16 protein-coding genes are annotated in these 19,329 nt (G+C 55.3%); 4 read left to right on the top strand and 12 right to left on the bottom strand.

What is annotated here, in order from left to right; translation table 11 throughout:
• The first annotated feature begins 113 nt into the window (after positions 1–113).
• Positions 114–839: an HAD family hydrolase gene (locus tag AM218_RS12750; protein WP_054414211.1), complete on the top strand. Its 726-nt coding sequence runs from the start codon at positions 114–116 to the stop codon at positions 837–839.
• A 162-nt stretch (positions 840–1,001) separates the two neighbouring features.
• Here the strand turns inward: AM218_RS12750 and atpG are convergent, their stop codons facing one another.
• The 8 genes from atpG to AM218_RS12790 all read right to left on the bottom strand — a co-directional run bounded on the left by atpG (position 1,002) and on the right by AM218_RS12790 (position 7,032).
• Complete coding sequence (atpG, locus tag AM218_RS12755; protein ID WP_054414213.1) at positions 1,002–1,892, bottom strand: ATP synthase F1 subunit gamma; 891 nt, start codon at positions 1,890–1,892, stop codon at positions 1,002–1,004.
• A gap of 93 nt (positions 1,893–1,985) precedes the next feature.
• Entirely contained in the window at positions 1,986–3,569 is a 1,584-nt protein-coding gene (atpA, locus tag AM218_RS12760) for a F0F1 ATP synthase subunit alpha (protein ID WP_054414214.1), read from the bottom strand.
• Between the two features lie 6 nt (positions 3,570–3,575).
• Positions 3,576–4,136, bottom strand: coding sequence for an ATP synthase F1 subunit delta (gene atpH / locus AM218_RS12765; protein WP_054414216.1), 561 nt, complete (start codon positions 4,134–4,136; stop codon positions 3,576–3,578).
• 91 nt (positions 4,137–4,227) lie between these two features.
• Positions 4,228–4,719: a F0F1 ATP synthase subunit B gene (locus AM218_RS12770; protein ID WP_054414218.1), complete on the bottom strand. Its 492-nt coding sequence runs from the start codon at positions 4,717–4,719 to the stop codon at positions 4,228–4,230.
• A 153-nt stretch (positions 4,720–4,872) separates the two neighbouring features.
• Complete coding sequence (gene atpE, locus AM218_RS12775) at positions 4,873–5,133, bottom strand: ATP synthase F0 subunit C (protein ID WP_044511419.1); 261 nt, start codon at positions 5,131–5,133, stop codon at positions 4,873–4,875.
• A 62-nt stretch (positions 5,134–5,195) separates the two neighbouring features.
• Positions 5,196–6,269, bottom strand: coding sequence for a F0F1 ATP synthase subunit A (gene atpB, locus AM218_RS12780; protein ID WP_054414220.1), 1,074 nt, complete (start codon positions 6,267–6,269; stop codon positions 5,196–5,198).
• A gap of 33 nt (positions 6,270–6,302) precedes the next feature.
• On the bottom strand, positions 6,303–6,710 hold the full coding sequence (locus tag AM218_RS12785; protein ID WP_054414221.1) for a hypothetical protein: 408 nt from the start codon (positions 6,708–6,710) through the stop codon (positions 6,303–6,305).
• Between the two features lie 88 nt (positions 6,711–6,798).
• Positions 6,799–7,032 carry an AtpZ/AtpI family protein gene (locus tag AM218_RS12790; protein WP_071843783.1) on the bottom strand — a complete coding sequence of 78 codons (234 nt, stop codon included), beginning with the start codon at positions 7,030–7,032 and terminating at the stop codon, positions 6,799–6,801.
• A gap of 220 nt (positions 7,033–7,252) precedes the next feature.
• On the opposite strand from AM218_RS12790, the gene porW reads away from it, so the two are divergent.
• From porW to uvrC, 3 genes are all read left to right on the top strand, one after another.
• Positions 7,253–10,210 carry a type IX secretion system periplasmic lipoprotein PorW/SprE gene (gene porW, locus AM218_RS12795; RefSeq protein WP_071843784.1) on the top strand — a complete coding sequence of 986 codons (2,958 nt, stop codon included), beginning with the start codon at positions 7,253–7,255 and terminating at the stop codon, positions 10,208–10,210.
• Positions 10,211–10,277: 67 nt separating this feature from the next.
• A complete protein-coding gene (locus AM218_RS12800) occupies positions 10,278–12,614 on the top strand; it encodes a penicillin-binding protein 1A (RefSeq protein WP_082318223.1) in 2,337 nt (778 codons plus the stop codon).
• Between the two features lie 145 nt (positions 12,615–12,759).
• Positions 12,760–14,577: an excinuclease ABC subunit UvrC gene (gene uvrC, locus AM218_RS12805; protein WP_054414225.1), complete on the top strand. Its 1,818-nt coding sequence runs from the start codon at positions 12,760–12,762 to the stop codon at positions 14,575–14,577.
• Positions 14,578–14,653: 76 nt separating this feature from the next.
• Here the strand turns inward: uvrC and porN are convergent, their stop codons facing one another.
• The 4 genes from porN to porK all read right to left on the bottom strand — a co-directional run bounded on the left by porN (position 14,654) and on the right by porK (position 19,147).
• A complete protein-coding gene (gene porN / locus AM218_RS12810) occupies positions 14,654–15,562 on the bottom strand; it encodes a type IX secretion system ring subunit PorN/GldN (protein ID WP_054414227.1) in 909 nt (302 codons plus the stop codon).
• 46 nt (positions 15,563–15,608) lie between these two features.
• Positions 15,609–17,189, bottom strand: a complete 1,581-nt coding sequence (gene porM, locus AM218_RS12815; protein ID WP_054414229.1) for a type IX secretion system motor protein PorM/GldM — start codon at positions 17,187–17,189, stop codon at positions 15,609–15,611.
• A gap of 63 nt (positions 17,190–17,252) precedes the next feature.
• Positions 17,253–18,017, bottom strand: coding sequence for a type IX secretion system motor protein PorL/GldL (gene porL / locus AM218_RS12820; protein ID WP_231717488.1), 765 nt, complete (start codon positions 18,015–18,017; stop codon positions 17,253–17,255).
• 110 nt (positions 18,018–18,127) lie between these two features.
• On the bottom strand, positions 18,128–19,147 hold the full coding sequence (gene porK, locus AM218_RS12825; protein WP_054414233.1) for a T9SS ring complex lipoprotein PorK/GldK: 1,020 nt from the start codon (positions 19,145–19,147) through the stop codon (positions 18,128–18,130).
• Between the last annotated feature and the right edge of the window lie 182 nt (positions 19,148–19,329).

Genomic DNA, 19,329 nt, shown 5'->3' on the forward strand with positions numbered 1-19,329 from the left:
AAGCGGCTGCAAAGATAACCGCTCCTCCGTGGAGTTCCACTGCTGGCAGCTAAATCGGGCCGGCTTGCGTAGGCACTACCGGTTATTTCTTTGTTACCTCCGTTGATTTCTCCATGCCCGACTCTGCTACCTATGCCCTCATCTTCGATATGGATGGGGTGCTCATTGACAATACGACTACCCAGGCCCGGGCTTTTCAGCTCTTGTTCCGGGACCTGGGCCTGACCACCAACGCCCGCCGCCTGCTGCGGCGCCTGAACGGCATGCCCGCCAGTAAAATTCTCGAAACCGTCTTCAATACTCCCGTCCCCAAAAAGCAGCTGGAAGAATACGCCTCGCAGCGTGAGTTCCTGTACCGCACTTTGTACTGGAACAAGCGCAAACCGCTGCCCGGCCTGGTTTCCTTTCTGGAAAAAGCTCGGGCTGCCGGCTTCAAAATAGGCCTGGGCACCGGCTCCGCTACAGAAACCATCCACTATATCATCGACCACCTCGACCTGCGCCGCTTTTTTGATGTTATTATCGGGAAAGATGATGTGGAGAACGGCAAACCCCACGCCGATACCTACACCGTAACGGCCCGCAAGCTAGGCATCCCGCCGGAGCGCTGCATTGTGTTTGAAGACGCTATTCTGGGCGAGCAGGCCGCTTACAAGGCCGGTATGCGGTGCATTGGGGTAGCCACCACCCTGAAGCCAACTGAATTTCAAGCCCCGCTCGCGGTTATCAAGGACTTCACTGAAATCACCCCTGCCCAGGTTCTCCAGCTCCTGACCAAGCAACCCGACTCGCCCAAACCCGATGCGCAGCTAGCCAAACGGCAGTACATGAAGCTGTAGCGCGAAGCTCCGGCTTCGCGCACGAGCGCAGCGAGTTCCTGCACGTAGTGCATACGCCTGCTACTCGCTCTGCTCGTCCGCGAAGCCGGAGCTTCGCGCTACAAGAAAAAGGCCCGTTTCCAGCTGGAAACGGGCCTTTTCAATTCGTAAAATGCAGGAACCTTACCGGCTGGCAGCCAAGGCTTCGGCACCACCTACGATTTCTAGAATCTCGGTAGTGATGGCCGCCTGACGCGTGCGGTTGTAAGTCAGCTTGAGCTGTTTCAGCAGTTCACCGGCGTTGTCGGTGGCTTTGTCCATGGCCGTCATACGGGCGCCGTGCTCCGAGGCGTTGCTTTCCAGTACGGCTTTGTACAGCTGTACTTTCAACGACTGAGGAATCAGCGTCTGAATGATTTCTTCTTTCGAAGGCTCAAAGATGTAATCTACGTTCATCGTTTCCGTAGTGCCCTGGGGCAGTTCGGCGGGCACCAGCGGCAACAGCTGCTGGGTGCGTACAATTTGCGTAGCTACGTTTTTGAACTCGTTGTAGACCATTACTACTTCATCGAACTGGCCCGTGCGGAAACCTTCCATGGCCTGCTCAGCCGCCACGCGCACCGTGTCGAACGACAGCTTGGTGAACACGTGGTTGTAGTCGCCCAGCAGAGGACCACGCTTCCCGAAGTAGTCGTGGGCTTTCTTGCCGATGGCCAGAACGGTGATGTTGCCAGCTGCTGCCTGCGCGGCATAACGCTCCTGCACCAGGGCATTCACGCCTTTAAAGACATTGCTGTTGAAAGCACCTGCCAGGCCGCGGTCAGAGGTAACCGCAATAACCAGCACGCGGCGCACCTCGCGTTGCACTGCATACTCGCTTACAATTTCGCCACCGGCCAGCCCCGTGAGGTTGCTCAGGATGCTGTTCAGCCGCTGGGCGTAAGGACGCATGCGCAGGATGTTATCCTGGGCGCGACGTAGCTTAGCCGCCGCCACCATTTTCATGGCTTTGGTGATTTGCTGCGTGCTGCTCACTGACTGAATTCGGTTACGGACTTCTTTTAAGCTAGCCATAGATGATGGTTTGCCAGTTATCAGGTGTCAGTTGCCGGTGGGCCTTGGCTCGCGGAACGAACCGGCTGCCGGCAACTGACTTCTGAGTACTGATTACTTATTGGCGTATACCGCCGACAGGTCTTTGGCAACCTGACGGATAGCACCGGTGATGGAATCGTCCAGCTTACCAGCCTTCAGCCCTTGCAGAGCCTCTGGGTGGCGCGAGGTCATCACCTGTACAAACTCCTTCTCAAACTCGCGCACCTTGTTTACTGGTACTAAGTCGAGCAGGCCGTTGGTAGCGGCATAGATAACGGCCACCTGATCTTCTACCCGCTGGGGCGAGAACTGGGGCTGCTTCAGAATTTCGAGGTTACGACGGCCACGCTCAATGGTGAGTTTGGTCGAGGCATCGAGGTCGGAGCCGAACTTGGCAAAGGCTTCCAGCTCGCGGAACTGCGCCTGGTCGAGCTTCAGCGTACCAGCCACCTTCTTCATCGACTTAATCTGCGCGTTACCACCTACGCGGGATACCGAGATACCTACGTTGATAGCGGGGCGGATACCAGCGTTGAACAGGTTGGTTTCGAGGAAGATCTGACCGTCCGTAATCGAAATTACGTTCGTGGGGATATACGCCGAAACGTCACCAGCCTGGGTCTCAATGATGGGCAGAGCCGTCAGCGAACCACCACCTTTTACAAGGTGCTTGATGCTGTCGGGCAGGTCGTTCATGCCACGGGCAATTTCGTCCGAAGCGTTGATCTTCGCAGCGCGCTCCAACAGGCGGCTGTGCAGATAGAAAACGTCGCCGGGATAAGCTTCACGTCCGGGAGGACGACGCAGCAGCAACGACACCTCACGGTAAGCAACTGCCTGCTTCGACAAGTCATCGTACACCACCAGCGCCGGACGACCCGTGTCGCGGAAGTACTCGCCAATGGCGGCACCCGTGAAGGGCGCAAAGAACTGCATAGGAGCCGGATCAGCCGCCGAGGCCGAAACTACCACGGTGTAATCCATGGCGCCACCGCGCTGCAGTGAGTTTACGATCTGGGCTACCGTAGAGGCTTTCTGACCTACGGCAACGTAGATGCAGAATACCGGCTCGCCGCGGTCGTAGAACTCGCGCTGGTTCAGGATGGTATCCAGGGCTACCGTCGACTTACCCGTCTGACGGTCACCGATGATCAGCTCGCGCTGGCCACGGCCAATCGGAATCATGGCGTCAATAGCCTTGATACCCGTCTGCATGGGCTCGTTTACCGGCTGACGGAAGATAACGCCGGGCGCTTTGCGCTCCAAGGGCATATCGTAAGTCTGGCCCTGGATGGGGCCGCGGCCGTCGATAGGCAGGCCCAGCGTGTTTACCACGCGGCCTACGATACCTTCGCCTACCTGAATAGAGGCAATCTTATTCGTGCGCCGCACGGTGGCTCCTTCCCGGATTCCGCTGTAGTCACCGAGCATTACGGCACCTACGTTGTCTTCTTCCAGGTTGAGAACCAGAGCCTGCAGGCCGTTTTCAAACTCGAGCAATTCCCCCGACTGGGCTTTGCCCAGGCCGTAGATGCGGGCTACACCGTCGCCAACCTGCAGTACCGTACCAACCTCTTCGAGTTCGGCTTCGGTTTTGAAGTTGGACAGCTGCTCCCGCAGAATGGCGGATACTTCATCCGGACGTACTTCTGCCATGGTGGGTTATAGTTGGGGTTGGTAGGGGTTCTTAGAGAATTCGCTGCGCAGCTTGCGCAGGCGGTGACGTACCGAGTCGTCGATCTGCCGGTCGCCCACGCGCAGCACAAAGCCGCCAATGAGCGAGGCATCGATTTTCTCGGTGAGTTCGACCTGCTGGAGGCCGGCTTGCTGGCGAACCAGCTGTTCCACTTCAGCGCGCAGCGCGGGCGTGAGCGGGGTGGCCGTAATCACCTCGGCTACCTGCACACCACGCAGCAGATTGTACTGGCTGCGAAACTCGGAGCCAATAAATTCCAGTGCGCTTTCGCGGTTTTTCTGGGTAACGATGGTGAGGAACTTCTCAGTCAGTTCCGACACCTTGCCCCCAAATATGGCCCGCAGAATAGCGAGCTTCTTGTCGTGCTTGACGATGGGGTTACGCAGCAACAGGCGCAGGTCACGGTTCTCATCCAGCGTTTTGCTGAACAGATCCATATCCTCTTTCACCTGGGCCAGCGTGCCCCGCTCCTCTGCCAGATCTAGCAGCGACTTAGCGTAACGGGAGGCAACTCGTTGTTCAGACATACTAATTAGGAGTTAGGAGCTGGGAGTTAGGAGGTGGGAGCTGTTGGCTGAGTGACCAGTTATCAGCACCTATCTTCTAGCTCCTGACTTCTTAGTTCAGTTTTACTTCCTTCAGGTACGCGTCCACCAGCTGGGTTTGTGCCGAGGCATCCGTCAGCTCGCGGCGCAGAATGCGCTCCGCAATATCAATGGAGAGTTGCGCAGCCGTGTTTTTCACTTCGGCCAGAGCAGCATTCTTCTCATTCTGAATGGCTTCGCGGGCTTGCAAAATCAGGCGTTGGCCTTCTTCCGAAGCTTTGGTTTTGGCATCTTCAATTTGCTGGGTAGCAATGGCTGATGCCTCCTTCAGAATGTTGTCGCGCTCCAGGCGCGCTTCGGCCAGCAGCTTTTCGTTGCCGGCTTTCAGCAGCTGCATTTCCAGCTTGGCCTGGTCGGCCATGCGCAGAGCACCTTCGATGGAGTTTTCCCGCTCCTTCAGCGAGCTGAGGATAGGCTTCCAGGCGAATTTGGTGAGCAGGAAGAGAAGGATCAGGAAGATGACCAGCTGCCAAAACAGCAGGCCAATACTAGGGTTGGTAAGCATGGATGCTCAGCTAAATCGGTGAATAATCGGCCGTGAACTCCAGGGGTTGAATTACCGGAAAATCCGGCCGCCACAACCCAAAGAAAACGCAAACCCGACGAACCGGCCGGACTAGAAACTAGCCCGGCCGGTGTATCGGGTTTTGCAGGTTCTCTACTGAAGCTTCAGGGCAATCAGCAGGCAAACTACTACTGCGAACAGAGCAGCACCTTCTACCAGAGCGGCTACGATCAGCATAGCAGTCTGGATTTTGCCGGAGGCTTCCGGCTGACGGCCGATGGCTTCCATGGCCGAGCCACCGATGCGGCCGATACCCAGACCAGCACCCAGAATAGCCAGACCGGCACCGATACCGGCACCCATTACAGCCAGACCAACAGCATTAACAACCTGCAGCAACAGAGAGAGCAGCATAAGACAAAGATTTTGAGGAATGTGTGAGAAAAAACAAAGAAAAATAAGGGGGAATTTGGTGCTTAGTGACCGTGGCCGCCAACTACTGCCGGCGCATCGGCATCATCACCGCCAATGCCGTAATCGTGGTCGTGGTGTTCTTCCACGGCGCCACCGATGTACATGGCTGTTAGCAGGGTGAAGATGTAGGCTTGCAGAACAGCCACCAGCAGCTCGAGCACGTTAATAAACAGGCCGAAAGCAATGGATAGCGGCGCAATGCCAATGGTATTGAAGATAAAAATCAGGGAAATAAAGCTCAGGATGATGATGTGACCGGCCGTGATGTTGGCAAACAGTCGAACCATCAGGGAGAAGGGCTTCGAGATAACACCAATCAATTCCACCGGAATCATGATCGGGCGCAGCCACAGCGGAACACCGGGCGTCCAGAAAATGTGCGACCAGTAGTATTTATTAGAGCTGAACGTGGTGATGAGCAGCGTAATAAAGGCGAACAGGAAGGTAACGGCCAGGTTGCCGGTAAGGTTGGCAGCGCCCGGCAGCAGGCCCATCAGGTTATTGAACCAGATGAAGAAGAAGATGGTGAGCAGGTAAGGCAGGTACTTCTCGTACTTCGGGCCAATGGCCTTCTTGGCTACCTCGTCACGTACAAATACAATAACGGGCTCAAAGAACGACTGCATGCCGCGGGGAGCCTGGCCATGGTTCTTGCGGTAGCCGGCAGCTACGGAGAAGAATACGAACAGCAGCAAAGCCACGCTCAGCAGCATAGAAGCCACGTTCTTGGTGATGGAGAAGTCGTGCACCGCGGTGCCATCTACCGACTCCAGTTGCTCGTGCTCCAGCTTCAGGCCATCATGCACGGTACCCTCGGGGTACAGGTGATGCGAAGAGAAAACCGACAGGCCGTGGCCCGCGCGGTAAGCAATGACGGGTAAAGGCAGCGTGAAGTGCGGGCCTTCATTTGCTTCGCCAAAGAAATGCCACTCGTGCGAGTCGCCTACGTGATGAAGAATCATCTCGCCGGCATTGAAGCCTTCTTCTTTGGTAGCCTCGTGGACGGAGGCCGTTTGCTCTTGGGCAAAAACAGGAAGCGTAAGAATGCAGAAGAGGGCTATCAGTAAGCGCTTCATTCAGAAGACCTTAGGGTGGGATTCGGGAGGTACTTAAACGGTGGACTCCCCCGGTTTTGAAAACGGGCGCAAGTTAGTCAGAACGCTCCAGACTTCAAACCCCGTAAAGAGAAAATACCCAATAAAGAAGGCGCCCAGGAAGGTATACGTACCCATACCCTCATGTGCGCCTCCTTTATATAGATACACCAGCACAATGCCCATGGAAAGCAGCATACGCAGCACCATGGAGCCGAAATAGGCAGACATAAAATTATCGGGACTGGCTTTTACCAGCCGGGCCGTTACCCAATAGATAATGGCGGTGAGCACCGCAAAGTAGCCCAGAATGTAGCCGGCCAGCGGATGAATAACCTGCGTGCCGTAGCGGGCATTCAGCAAATAAGCCGTGCCGTAGAGTAGCAGAATCAGCAGCAGAAGGTTGCGGAAAAATCGAAGCAAAGCGGGGTGGTGTTCACAAGTGAGGCGCAAAGGTAGCACCTAGCGCCACAGTCTGGTACCTCCCGGCTATAACAAGTCCACTTCTCCCCTATTTCTCCGACACGGAACGGATAACCTGGTACATGGCCAGAAACACTCCCAGCAGGGTGAGCACCACCGTTCCCCAAGGTCCGCTCCCGAAACGGCCGTCCAGCCATACGCCCAGCCAGGTGCTCAGGCCAATAGTGGCCAGCATTTGAATACCCATACCGGAATACCTGCCAATGGTACGCATCTTATCCGATGCCGGCTTGGGGGGTTCTGAGGGGAGTTGATCGGCCATTGGATGCGGGAGTAGAGGGTGAGAAAATTGTTTTTGCCTCCTGCCGGTTGGGCTCCTACCTTATACGTAGCAGAACAAACAGCCGTGGCCGGGAATTTCCCGTAATTTTACCCGAAGTGCTGCGTTGTGCAAGATACCTCCCGCGCGCTGCCGAACGAATTGGCCGCCGGAACGCGTTTTTCTTTTGCCTACTGCCTATCCCGCCGTTTTGACAAATTATTTGCCTTTACGTCTTTTCTCTGCCCCACTGGCGCTGGCCTTGCTGCTGGCCTGCCTGCAGGCTTGCTCCTCCGGCGAGCGGACCTCGGTGGTAGGGCGCACCTATCAGAATATAGCGGCCCGTGACAACGGCTACTTCCTGGGCCGGGAAAAGATCCGCGCTACCGAGGCCAGCCTCTACAAAACGCGCAACAACGATTACAACCGCATCCTGCCGCTGCTGCCGGTAGTGGACTCTGTTACGGCCACCCGCCTGGCGGCCGATATGGAGGACATCATCAAGAAAGCCTCTATCCCCATTCAGCATCACGCGGCCAGCGACTGGACCGACGACAGCTACATCCTCATTGGCAAGGCCCGCTACTACAAGCGGGAGTTTGAAGACGCGGCCAAAACATTTAAGTACGTTAACACCACCAGCAAAGACCCCAACGCCCGCCACGAGGCACTGATCTGGCTGATGCGCACGTTCCTGGCCACCAAGGAATACGAAAGCGCCGCCGCCGTATCGGATATTCTGGATAAGGAAAAAGGCACCGAGGTGAATGCCCGGGAGCTGTTCCTGACCCGGGCACAGTATTATCTGCTGACCGATAACCAGCCCCTGGCCATTGAGAATCTGGAGAAGGCCATACCTTATATAGAGCCGAAGGATGAACGGTCGCGCACACGCTACATTCTGGCACAGCTCTACCAGGCCACCGGCAACGATAAGCAAGCCTACGCCCAGCTTAACCAGATTCTGAAGCGCAACCCGCCCTATGAGCTGGACTTCTACTCCAAGCTGATGCTGGGCCAGGTATCCGACCTGAATACCACTGACAAGGCCCGCCTGGATAAGTACTTTGCCAAGCTGCTGAAAGACGGGAAGAACGCCGAGTACCGCGACAAGATCTACTACGAAATGGCACGGCTGCAATACCGCCAGCAGCATTATCCGGAAGCCATTGCCTTGCTGGAGAAATCAGCCAGAGCCGCCGGCCCCAACCGGGCGCAGAAAGGCTATACCTACCTATTGGCCGGACGCATTTACTACGATAACCTGCAGCGCTACTCCCTGGCGGCCGCCTATTATGACAGCACCATGCAGATGCTGCCCCGCGAAGCCCAGGACTACGCGGCCCTGGCCGAGCGCGCCAGCATTCTGAAGGAATTCGCCAACCAGCTCAACATCGTTACCACCCAGGACAGCCTGCAAATGCTGGCGCGCCTGGATAACGCTACGCTACAAACCCGCCTCACGGCCTATGCTCAGGCGGAGCTAACCACACGGCGGCAGGCGGAAGAGCGGTTGGCCGCTCAACAAAAAAGGGCTGAACAAAGCCAGACAGCCACCGGCATCAGTGATGTGCGTAGTGGCAACCCCGATATTGACCCGCTGGCCTTTGCGGCCAGCAACACCGGTGCCCAGTGGTATTTTGATAACCCCACGGCCATGAGTACGGCCCGGTCTGAGTTTGTGCGCCGCTGGGGCAACCGGCAGCTGCAGGACAACTGGCGCATCAGCAGTCAGGCCAACACCTCCCCGGTTACCAACCAGGGCGATGTGCCTATATCGATAGCCGGGACCGATGCTACGGTAGTAAACAACACGGCGGCAGAAGCAGATCCGGCCGCGCAGCTGACGACACTCGTGGCTGAATACCAGAAGAACATTCCTGTTGGCCCGGAACAGTTGGCAGCCTCCAACAAGCAGATTGAAGAGGCTTTATTTGCGCTGGGCGCTATCTACTCCCAACAGCTAAAAGAGCCCGACCGCGCCATTACTACTTACGAGACACTGCTTAGCCGCTTTCCGCGCAGCGGGCACGTGCCGGAGGTGTATTACGGCCTCTACCTGCTCTACCGGGACAAACAGGACCCTAAGGCGGAAACCTACGCCCAACGCCTGCGTCAGGAATATCCTACCACTTCCTACGCCCGCTTGGTAGCCGACCCGGAGTATCTGCGCCGGATGTCGGTGGCTAATTCCGGGGTGAGCGTACAGCTGGACTCTGCCTTCACCTTCTATAAAAAGCAGGAGTTTAAAAAGGCCGGGACCGTGCTGGCCCGCACCCGCAAGAAATACCCGGAGAGTGACTACAGTGACCGACTGGCTTACATGGATTTGCTGCTGGCGTTGCGCACCCAGGCCCCGGCTACTACCAAGCCCCAGGTAGAGCGCTTCCTCAAAACCTACCCCAACAGCCCCCTGGCTCCCGATGCCAAAGAGCTGCTGGCAACGTTTACCCGCTACGAGCAGGGGCAGCTGCCCGGGGCGCTGGCTTCGGCCCAGAAGCCTTCCCTTTCCTATTTCCGGCCGGGCGAAGTAGACAATAAGCTGCGGATTTTCAATAATGACCCCGCGCCGGTAACGCCGCCTCCCGGCGTAACACCTGGTTCTGCCAAGCCTCCAGTTCCGGGTACTTCCGCGGCGCCTGATGCTAAAGCCCCGGCTACTACTGCTACCCCATCGGCAAAACCCGTTTCTACTCCTGACTCTACCAAGGCAACGCGGGCTGGTGTGCCCCCGGCGGCGCCAGCTGTTCCCGGCCAGACTCCTCCGGCCCCGGCAACCACCGCCACTGCGCCTCCCGTGGCTCCGGTGTCGCCCTATGCGGCCGGTACCAACGGTGCGCATGCGGTAGTGCTAGTAGTGAGCAAGAACTCCCCATTGCTGAAGGATCTGCCAGGCCAGCTCGGTACCTATAACAACCGTTTTTATCGCGCCAGCAACCTGCAGGTGCAACCTCAGAGTTTGAATGATTCTTTGTCACTGATTGTGGTACAGCCGCTGGCGGGGGCTAAAGTGGCCCAAAGCTATGGTCTGAAACTGCGCGGCCCCCAGGGCCCGCTGGGCCGCCTGCGGGGCGTGGGTTACCAAACCCTGATTGTAGGTATTGAGAATATCCCCGTGCTGCTCCAACGCAAGGATGTGGAAGAATACCTCCGTTTTTACCAGCAAGTATATCGTCCGTAAATTTGCGGCAGCGTGCTGGTGTCCGATGGTGCTACCAGCCCTTGATTTTGCTTCTTAAATGTCCCCAATGGCTTATTCTACTGCCAAGCCTAAAATTGCTCCCCGAAAGCCGGTTCGCTCCGGCCGCTTTGCCGCTTTTACCCGCACATTATGGGCCTTGCTCATATTGGGGCTGGTGGGCACCGTTGTATATGTGTGGGCGGTTAGCGTAAACCTGCTGAATCTGTTTGGCAGCATGCCTAATCTGCGCACGCTGGAAAACCCCAAGAGTGAGCTGGCCTCGCAGGTGTATTCTGCCGACGGCGTGCTGATGGGTAAGTATTTCCGCGAAAACCGCACCCCGGTCAACTATGACGACTTGCCACCGAACCTGATTGATGCACTAATTGCTACCGAGGACGTACGCTTCGAAAAACACTCAGGCATCGACCTGAAAGGCATGGCGGCCATTCCCTACTATGTGGCCTCCGGCCGCATTCGGCGGGGTTCCAGTACGCTCACGCAACAGCTGGCCAAAATGCTGTTCCGCACCCGCGAAGACCTGAACGACGGCCGCCTGAACGAAACCCCGGGTATCGGCATGCTCATCACCAAAACTAAAGAGTGGATTTTGGCGGTGCGGCTGGAGCGCAACTACACCAAGCGGGAAATCCTGCGCATGTACTTAAACACAGCCGAGTATGGTTCCAATGCTTTTGGAGTGCATACGGCGGCTAAAACCTTCTTTAATAAGCGCCCCCAGGATCTGAAACTGGAAGAATCGGCGCTGCTGGTGGGATTGGTGAACGGGCCTTCCTGGTTTAACCCGGTGCGCAACCCGGAGCGCTCCGTAAAGCGGCGCAACTGGGTGCTGAGCCAGATGCAGAAGTATAAGTACATCACGCCGGACATGTACACGGCGGCAGTAGCTAAGCCGCTTAAGCTCGATTATAAGGTTGAAAACCAAAACGAGGGCATTGCGCCCTACTTCCGCATGGAGGTCAGCAAGATGCTGCGCGAATGGGCCAAGGAAACCGACCACGACCTGTACGCCGATGGCCTGAAAATCTATACCACCATTGATTCCCGCATGCAGAAATATGCGGAAACGGCCATTGCCGACCACATGAAGCTGCAGCAAAAGTGGTTTGATGCCCATTGGAAAGGCCAGCAGCCCTGGCGCGATGAGAACGGCAAGCTCATCCCCAACTTCCTGAGCACGGCCATCAAGCGCACGGAGCGGTACCGGTCGTTGGCCGCCCGCTATGAAGGCCAGCCTGATTCTATTAAGTACTATCTGAATAAGAAGTACAAGATGAAGGTGTTTACCTGGAAGGGCGAGAAAGAGGTGCTCATGTCGCCGATGGACTCCCTGGCTTACTACAAGCGCTACCTGCACGCCGGCTTTATGGCCATGAACCCGCTGAACGGCCAGATTAAGGCCTGGGTGGGCGGCACCAACTACAAGTACTTCAAGTACGACCACGTGAAGCAGGGCAAGCGCCAGCCGGGCTCCACGTTTAAGCCCTTCGTGTATGTAGCTGCCATTGACCAGGGCTACTCGCCTTGCTACCAGCGCCCCGACGTGGCCACCACCTTCCCCGCCGTAGCGGGGCGGGAGGCCTATACGCCCCAGAACTTCGAAGGCAAATTCAGCGGGCGCACCTTTACGCTCCGGCAGGCTCTGGCCCGCTCCATGAACTCCATTACGGCCTGGCTGGTGCAGAAACTGGGGCCGGAAACGGTGGTGGCCTACGCCAAGCGTTTGGGCATCACCTCGCCCATTGAGGCCGTACCTTCCGTAGGCTTTGGTTCTTCCGATGTAAGCATTTACGAGCTGAGCGGTGCCTACAGTACCTTCGTGAACAAAGGCGTATGGACGGCGCCCATGATGGTTACCCGCATTGAAGACAAGAACGGCAATGTGCTACGCGAATTCGTGCCTCAGACCAAAGAGGCCCTGAGCGAGGAAACGGCCTACCTCATGACGTATATGATGCGTGGCGCCGTGGAAGAGCAAGGCGGCACCTCCATCATTCTGCGCGGCGGCTTTAAGTTTCCGTACCAGATTGCGGCCAAAACCGGTACCACCTCCAACTACTCCGATGGCTGGTTTATGGGTATGACGCCTGACCTGGTGTGCGGCATGTGGGTGGGCGGCGAGGACCGCAGTATTCACTTCCGCACGGGCGCCTACGGGCAGGGCTCGCGCCTGGCCTTGCCTATTTATGGCCTGTTTATGAAGCAGGTGTATGCCCATAACAAGGAAATAGGCATCAGCACCGCCGACTTCCCCGCGCCGGCCCAACCGCTGAGCGTGGAAATAGACTGCTCGCGCTACTACGGTGGGCAGCGGGACACTATTCCTTCAGATCAGAAGCTGAACCAGACGGACTTGCAGGATCTGAACGATCAGGACATCTAATTTCTTCCCTACGGGTGCAAAACTGGAGTGGCAGGTGTTCTACATCTGCCACTTTTGCTTTCTTACTACGGGCTGCCTCCTTCCCGCCCCGCCAAACAAAAAGCCGGAATCGGAGTATTCCGCAGTAGTCATCTTCTTCCATTTTATGGCCGCTAAGCCCGAAATTCAAGAGCAAATCCGCCAGCTGCCCCACCGCCCCGGCGTTTATAAGTACTTCGGCGACGAGGACACAATCATTTACGTGGGCAAAGCCATTGACCTGCGCAAGCGGGTAAGTAGCTACTTCACCAAGCAGGACCACAATAAGAAAACCATTCAGCTGGTCAAAAACATCCGCCGCATTGAGTTTACTATCGTTGACTCGGAGTCGGATGCGTTTCTGCTGGAAAACAACCTTATCAAGCAGCATCAGCCCAAGTACAACATCCTGCTGAAGGATGGCAAGACCTACCCCTACCTGCTGCTCACCAATGAGCGGTTTCCGCGCCTGATTCCTACCCGCAACAAGCGCCCCGGCGACGGCCGCTACTACGGCCCGTACGCCAACCTGACGTCCATGAACGTGCTGCTGGAGCTGATCCGGGCACTGTACCCATTGCGTACCTGCACCTACAACCTGGCGCCGCAGAACATAGAGGCCGGTAAGTTCAAGGTGTGCCTGGAATATCATTTAGGCAACTGCAAAGGCCCCTGCGAGGGGCTGCAGGATGAGGAAACGTACAACCAGTACATCCAGCAAATCCGCAATATCCTGAACGGTAACCTGACCATCCCTAAGCAGTACTTCCGGGAGAAAATGACCCAGGCAGCGCAGGAACAGCAGTATGAGCTGGCGCATCAGTTTAAGCAGAAGCTCGATAGGCTGGATGATTTTCAGGCGAAGAGCACCATCGTCAATGCTTCGCTTTCGAACATCGATGTATTCAGTATTGCCTCCAATGAGAAGCTGGCTTTCATCAACTACCTGAAGGTGATGAACGGCAGCATCATTCTCACGCAGTCTTTGGAAGTGCAGAAGAAGCTGGACGAGCCCGATGATGAGATTCTGGCTTCCATGGTGATGCAGATGCGCGAGGAATTCGAGAGCCAATCGAAGGAAATTCTGACCAACGTGGCGCTGCCCGAGTTGCCTTTGCCCGGCGTAACTATTACGCAGCCCCAGATTGGGGATAAGCGCAAGTTACTGGAGCTCAGTATTAAAAACGTCATGTACCTCCGCAAGGAAAAGGAGAGCATGAACGACCGAAGCAAGGATGTAAACGAAGTCCGCATCATGGAAACCATGAAAAAAGACCTGCGCCTCAAGGACTTGCCCAAACATATTGAGTGCTTCGACAACTCCAACTTTCAGGGCGACAACCCGGTGGCCGCTATGGTGTGCTTCCGTAACTCCAAGCCCAGCAAAAAGGACTACCGGCACTTTCACATCAAAACCGTCGTCGGCCCCAATGACTTCGACTCGATGTATGAAATTGTGACCCGGCGCTACCGGCGCCTGATTGATGAAGGTGCCAGCCTGCCGCAGTTGGTCATTGTGGACGGCGGTAAAGGCCAGTTGGGCATGGGCGTGAAGGCGCTGAAGGACCTGGGCCTCTGGGGCCAGATACCCATCATTGGCATTGCCAAGCGCCTGGAGGAAATCTACGTGCCCAACGACCCGCTTCCACTATACATCGACAAGAAGAGTGAAACGCTACGCCTTATTCAGCGCATGCGCGACGAAGCCCACCGCTTCGGCATCACCTTCCACCGCTCGCGCCGCGACGCCGCCACGCTTAAAACCGAGCTGACGGATGTAAAAGGTCTGGGCCCCATTACGGCCGATAAGCTGCTCACCAAGTTCAAGTCCGTCAAGAAAATCAAAGAGCTGACAGAAACCGAGCTCATTGCCGAGGTAGGCAAAGCCAAAGCCCGGGTGCTGCTGAATTATTTTGCCCAGCAGGACGCTCCCGCCGAAAGCTAACCGCTGACCTATCCGGAAACAAAAAGCCCCGACCAGTTGGCCGGGGCTTTTTTATGATCAGAGTTACTGCTGAGGCTTAGAAGCTCCACAGGTTGTACTCGTACTCAATCAGGTCTGACGCAGCTTGCTGCGAGGCCAGAATGCCTTGCTGAGCACCACCGTAGATGTCGTCCAGACGGGAGTCGTTCGGGTTAGATACCTTCACGATGTAGGAGTTGAACAGCCACAATTCGAATGCATCCGCCAGGTTCTTGTGCTGGGCATCGTTCTGGGGGTTAAACCAGATGGCTTTGTCCGGATTGTTGCGGAATACGCGCACCAGGTCGCTGTACTTGAACGTACCTATTGGCTTTTCAATGCCGGAGGTATTGGAAGCCAGCGTGGACGGAACCAGCAGCGTAATGGTTTTGATGTCGTGATACATCCGTGACCGTTTCTTGTCAAAGATCATATCCTCTTTCAATTCCATCTGATAGATGTCCTTGGGGCGGTACTCGTAGCTGGCAGGGGCAACCGGCTTCGGAGCAGCTTTCACTGCCTTTTTGCCTTTAGCGCCTTTCTTAGGAGCCGGGGCACCCCAGGCATCGTCAGTGGCACCAAAACCAGCATCAGCATCGGTAAAACCAGCTGCTTTCTCTTCATCGCTCAGACCAGCACTGGCCTCTGCGTACGAAGCGTTAGAAGAAACTTCCTGGGGCGTGAAGGTCGTCGTCAGGGAGTCGTTACGATAGGCCTGCAACTCACCGCGCCGCACCGCATCCATAATCACCTTGGTAATCTCATTACCCTGAGAGAACATGGGCTTGTTCTGCTTCTCGCGCAGGTCAATAGCACGCCAGATTGTCTTCCGGAACATGATGTCCGAATTCGGAATCGGGCGGTACGAGCCGTTGCTGCTCGCAGTAGTGGCTTGTTCCTGAGCCGAAGCTGACACTGACAGCGTCAGACCGGCCACCAGGGCGGCGAAGGAAAGGATTTTGTTCATACCAGATAATCAAAAAAGCGCAGCACTTAGTTCAGCAGAGTAACGCTTATAGCAGCGGAATATTGAATTGCTTCGACACATTTACTTCCTCAGTGTTACCCTGGAAGTTCATACGCTGAACCTGTTTCACCTCAATATAGAGACGGTCACCTTCCCGGGCGGTGTTAACCACGTCCGTCAGGTTGGCATCCGGGCCGTTGATGGTACGGGTTGGCATAGCAGGACGCTTACCACGTACCAGCGTAACTTCGTAACGGGTTACTCGGTAACGGGCATCTTCCGGCAGGAAAGTAGCGAAGCCAGCATCAGGAATAGCCTTCAGGCTCATGTTCCGGACTGCCGTTACCGGAGTACCTTGCTTTTCGTTGGCTTCGCGGCCACCTACTACACATTTAATCTCCGGCTTAGGAATAGGACGCACCTGGAAGGTTTGCGAGCCAATGGCGTTGCCACCGCTGCTTACATTCAGGGTTACTTCCCGTGAGTTAGGCACCAGCGTTACTTCACCCGTTTTCGAGCCTGGGATTACCGAAGCACCCGAAGCCGAGAAGCCTGGCTTGTATTGAGCTCCCAAAGCAGGAACCTGTACGCTCAGCTTGTTACCGCACTTAAAGTACAGTGCCTGCACTGAAGCCGACTGGATCTGCATTACAGGCTTCGAAATCGTGTAAGGCACGGTTACTTTGAACGTAGTATCGCGGCCGTTCTGATTGAAGCGGATCGTACCCGTCCAGGAAGCCTTAGCGTTACCGGAAGCATCGAAGTTACCAGGGCGAGCCGTGAACTCTACCTTACCTTTACCATCAGGACCAACCGACAAGGGTGAGCCATTCAGGGTCATGGTAGGGCGCAGGTTGCTGGCGGAAGCCGTCAAGAATAATTCGGCTTTGTACTTGGTACCGGCCGCTACGGTGTTTGATTCAGCGCTGGCGAAGGCACTCACTTTATCAAATACAATAGTAGAAGCACCTACCTGCGAAGCCAGCTTGTTCAAAGCATCCGACTCGTATTTCAGCACTTCGGTTTCTTTCTGCGACAGAGTGGCCAAGGCCGCGACAATCGGAGTGTTTTCGAAGTTCAGCTCAGCAAAGTTTTTGCTCTTCTGGCTGGGCTCCAGTACGTTCTTATCCTCATTAGCATCGAGTGCCAAGGGTCCAGCCTCTGGTACAAACTGCTTGATGTAAGTAGCGTAGTTGTTCAACTCATCTTTCAGGGGGTAGGCCAGACCATTCTTTTTGCCGCCAATCATAGTGATGGCAACTTTATCCTCCATGCTCATATTCTTGAAAGCATTCTTGCCCTGGTTCTCAGTGGCAACCAATAGCTTCTCCCGAATATCACGCAGGTAGCTCACCATTTTGGAGGTACGCTCACGTACTTCCTGGCTTTGCTTCAGAATGGCAAGGTCACGTGCCTGGTTCCGGTTTTTAGCAACCGTGGCTTCAATGCCTTTTACAGCACCTTCGTTGGCTACCGCCGTTTTTCCATTTACTCCGAGCAAGCTGTCGTCCAAAAACTTGAACTTGAGCAGAATCGCGGAGTTTACTTGTAGGGCCAGAAGCGCAGTCAGTACCAGGTACATCATGCCAATCATCTTCTGCCGTGGAGTTTCCTTACCTCCCGCCATTGTATCTTCCTATTCTAAAACTAGTGGAACTGAAACGTTTAATGCTCTTACTACTCAGCTAGCTTAGCTGGTAGCACGCATAGCGTTCAGCATGTTGCCGTACACGCGGTTGAGGGAGTTCAGGTTCGTGGTCAGGCTGGTTACTTCCTGCTTGAACTGCTCGGTTTCTTTGCCGGCTTCGGTCAGATTTTCCATGGCCTGGCTCAACGTACCATAGAATTTGTTCATGGACTTCAAGTGCGTGTTAGCATCTTGCAGCTCCATTTCATACACAGCGTTCAGCGCACCTAGGTTCTTGGTTACGTTCTGTACCTGCAGATGGTATTCCTTGGCATCAGAAGTAGCGCTCGACATAGCCGTAATGGCTTCTACCGTGTTCGAATAGGCTTCGTTGATGCGCTCCAGCGAGTTAGCAGCGGTACGAACCTTAGCGGTGTACTCGTCGGTTACGTTGGTAGCTTCACCCAGCGAAGACAGCTGCTGCGTGGTGGCGCTCAGGCGGTTCAGGCCCTGACCCAGCGAAGAAATAGCCTCGGGCGTTACGTTAGCATCTTTCAGCATATCGTCCAGCTTGCGGGTCAGGCCTTTGCCATTGTCCGTAGAGAAGCTGGGGTTGCCGGTGGAAGGGTCGTAGCCTTCGCTCAGCTCAGGATATACCAGTGACCAGTCGTGCTCTTTGTGCTGGGGTTGGAAGGCGCTCAGGAAGAAGATAACAGCTTCCGTGCTCAAGCCCACAATCAGCATCAAGTCAGCGCCAGCCCAGTGTTCAATTTTGAACAATGCTCCCACGATAACTACTGCTGCCCCAATGCCGTAAATTTTCGGCATTAATACGTCATATAGAAAACTGCCGCCTTTTTGTGCCATTGTACTTGTGTTGTTGAAAAAGAAAAGGTGAAGGTTGTTAAAACACTAAATAAGTTGGAACGAAAGAGGGCTTAGTTCAGAGCGTTGTTAGTGCCCATGCCAATCTGAATCATGGCTGTGCGGAAACCGATATAAGAACGGGCTGAATCCTGGTACTCGAAGTTACGGGCACCTGTCTCCAAGAAGTAGGCAATGTCTTTCCAGGAACCGCCACGCACTACTTTGCGGGGTTCATTATCATCGGGGTTGGTAGGGTTCAAATCCCATACTACCGGTACCGAGGCCTCCATGTAGGCATCATCGCACCACTCCGATACGTTGCCGGACATGTCATACAGGCCGAAATCGTTCGGGAAGAAGGCGCCTACCGGTGAGGTGTAAGCATAGCCATCGGAGGCATAGTCGCCACGGCCGGGCTTGAAGTTCGCCAGCATGCAGCCTTTGGAGTTACGCAGGTAAGGACCGCCCCAGGGATAAGTAGCCAGGTCGCGGCCGCCACGGGCGGCATACTCCCATTCAGCTTCCGAGGGAAGACGGAAGTTTGGCGTTGGTGCCAGACCCACTTCTTCATTGGAGGCATTCTTGTGCTTGGTGCGCCAGTTGCAGAAATACTTGGCAGCAAACCAGTCTACCCCTACCACAGGATAATCGTCGAACGCGGGGTGGGTATAGTAATACTCCATCAGCGGGTCACCCATATGGTAGGTGAAGTCCCGTACCCAAACTGTTGTGTCTGGGTAGAGTTCGGTCATTACATACTCTTCGCCCAGCACATCGATGGAATCCTGCCGGATAGCATCCATGAACTGACGGTATTCATTATTGGTGATTTCGGTTTCATCCATGTAGAAGCCGGCAATAGTTACCTGCTTGTTCATGTTCACCATAGAGGCAGAAATATCCTGGTCAGTCTGGCCCATGTGGAAGGTTCCACCGGGGCAGGGTACCATGCCATAAGGAACTTCCTGGGGGTTAAATTCAGGCCGATCCTCGGAGCCGTATAGGTCGCCCTGAGGCCCTTTACCAAAACCACACCCTCCCAGGAGCAGTGCCGACATGGCAACGAGAGGCAATACGAAAAGCTTGTTCATAGTCAGGAACCGAAAGACTTACTAGGAGGCAATAACCAAAGATTACAATTTTTGCAGCTGGCAAATTTAGTACTTTAAACAAACGCAAACAAGTTATTCGTTTAACATTACCAACTTGTCTGCGAAACCCTATTTACACCGGATAAATCGAAGTAGTTCAACTTCTTGCACCCGCACTGAGG

Origin of the sequence: Hymenobacter sp. DG25A, assembly GCF_001280305.1 — a bacterium.
GTDB lineage: Bacteria > Bacteroidota > Bacteroidia > Cytophagales > Hymenobacteraceae > Hymenobacter.

Bases quoted from the DNA above. Each gene is read 5' to 3' on its own strand.
- AM218_RS12750 (WP_054414211.1), top strand. From the start codon at position 114: ATGCCCGACTCTGCTACCTATGCCCTCATCTTCGATATGGATGGGGTG.
- atpG (WP_054414213.1), bottom strand. From the start codon at position 1,892: ATGGCTAGCTTAAAAGAAGTCCGTAACCGAATTCAGTCAGTGAGCAGC.
- atpA (WP_054414214.1), bottom strand. From the start codon at position 3,569: ATGGCAGAAGTACGTCCGGATGAAGTATCCGCCATTCTGCGGGAGCAG.
- atpH (WP_054414216.1), bottom strand. From the start codon at position 4,136: ATGTCTGAACAACGAGTTGCCTCCCGTTACGCTAAGTCGCTGCTAGAT.
- AM218_RS12770 (WP_054414218.1), bottom strand. From the start codon at position 4,719: ATGCTTACCAACCCTAGTATTGGCCTGCTGTTTTGGCAGCTGGTCATC.
- atpE (WP_044511419.1), bottom strand. From the start codon at position 5,133: ATGCTGCTCTCTCTGTTGCTGCAGGTTGTTAATGCTGTTGGTCTGGCT.
- atpB (WP_054414220.1), bottom strand. From the start codon at position 6,269: ATGAAGCGCTTACTGATAGCCCTCTTCTGCATTCTTACGCTTCCTGTT.
- AM218_RS12790 (WP_071843783.1), bottom strand. From the start codon at position 7,032: ATGGCCGATCAACTCCCCTCAGAACCCCCCAAGCCGGCATCGGATAAG.
- AM218_RS12800 (WP_082318223.1), top strand. From the start codon at position 10,278: ATGGCTTATTCTACTGCCAAGCCTAAAATTGCTCCCCGAAAGCCGGTT.
- uvrC (WP_054414225.1), top strand. From the start codon at position 12,760: ATGGCCGCTAAGCCCGAAATTCAAGAGCAAATCCGCCAGCTGCCCCAC.
- porN (WP_054414227.1), bottom strand. From the start codon at position 15,562: ATGAACAAAATCCTTTCCTTCGCCGCCCTGGTGGCCGGTCTGACGCTG.
- porM (WP_054414229.1), bottom strand. From the start codon at position 17,189: ATGGCGGGAGGTAAGGAAACTCCACGGCAGAAGATGATTGGCATGATG.
- porL (WP_231717488.1), bottom strand. From the start codon at position 18,017: ATGCCGAAAATTTACGGCATTGGGGCAGCAGTAGTTATCGTGGGAGCA.
- porK (WP_054414233.1), bottom strand. From the start codon at position 19,147: ATGAACAAGCTTTTCGTATTGCCTCTCGTTGCCATGTCGGCACTGCTC.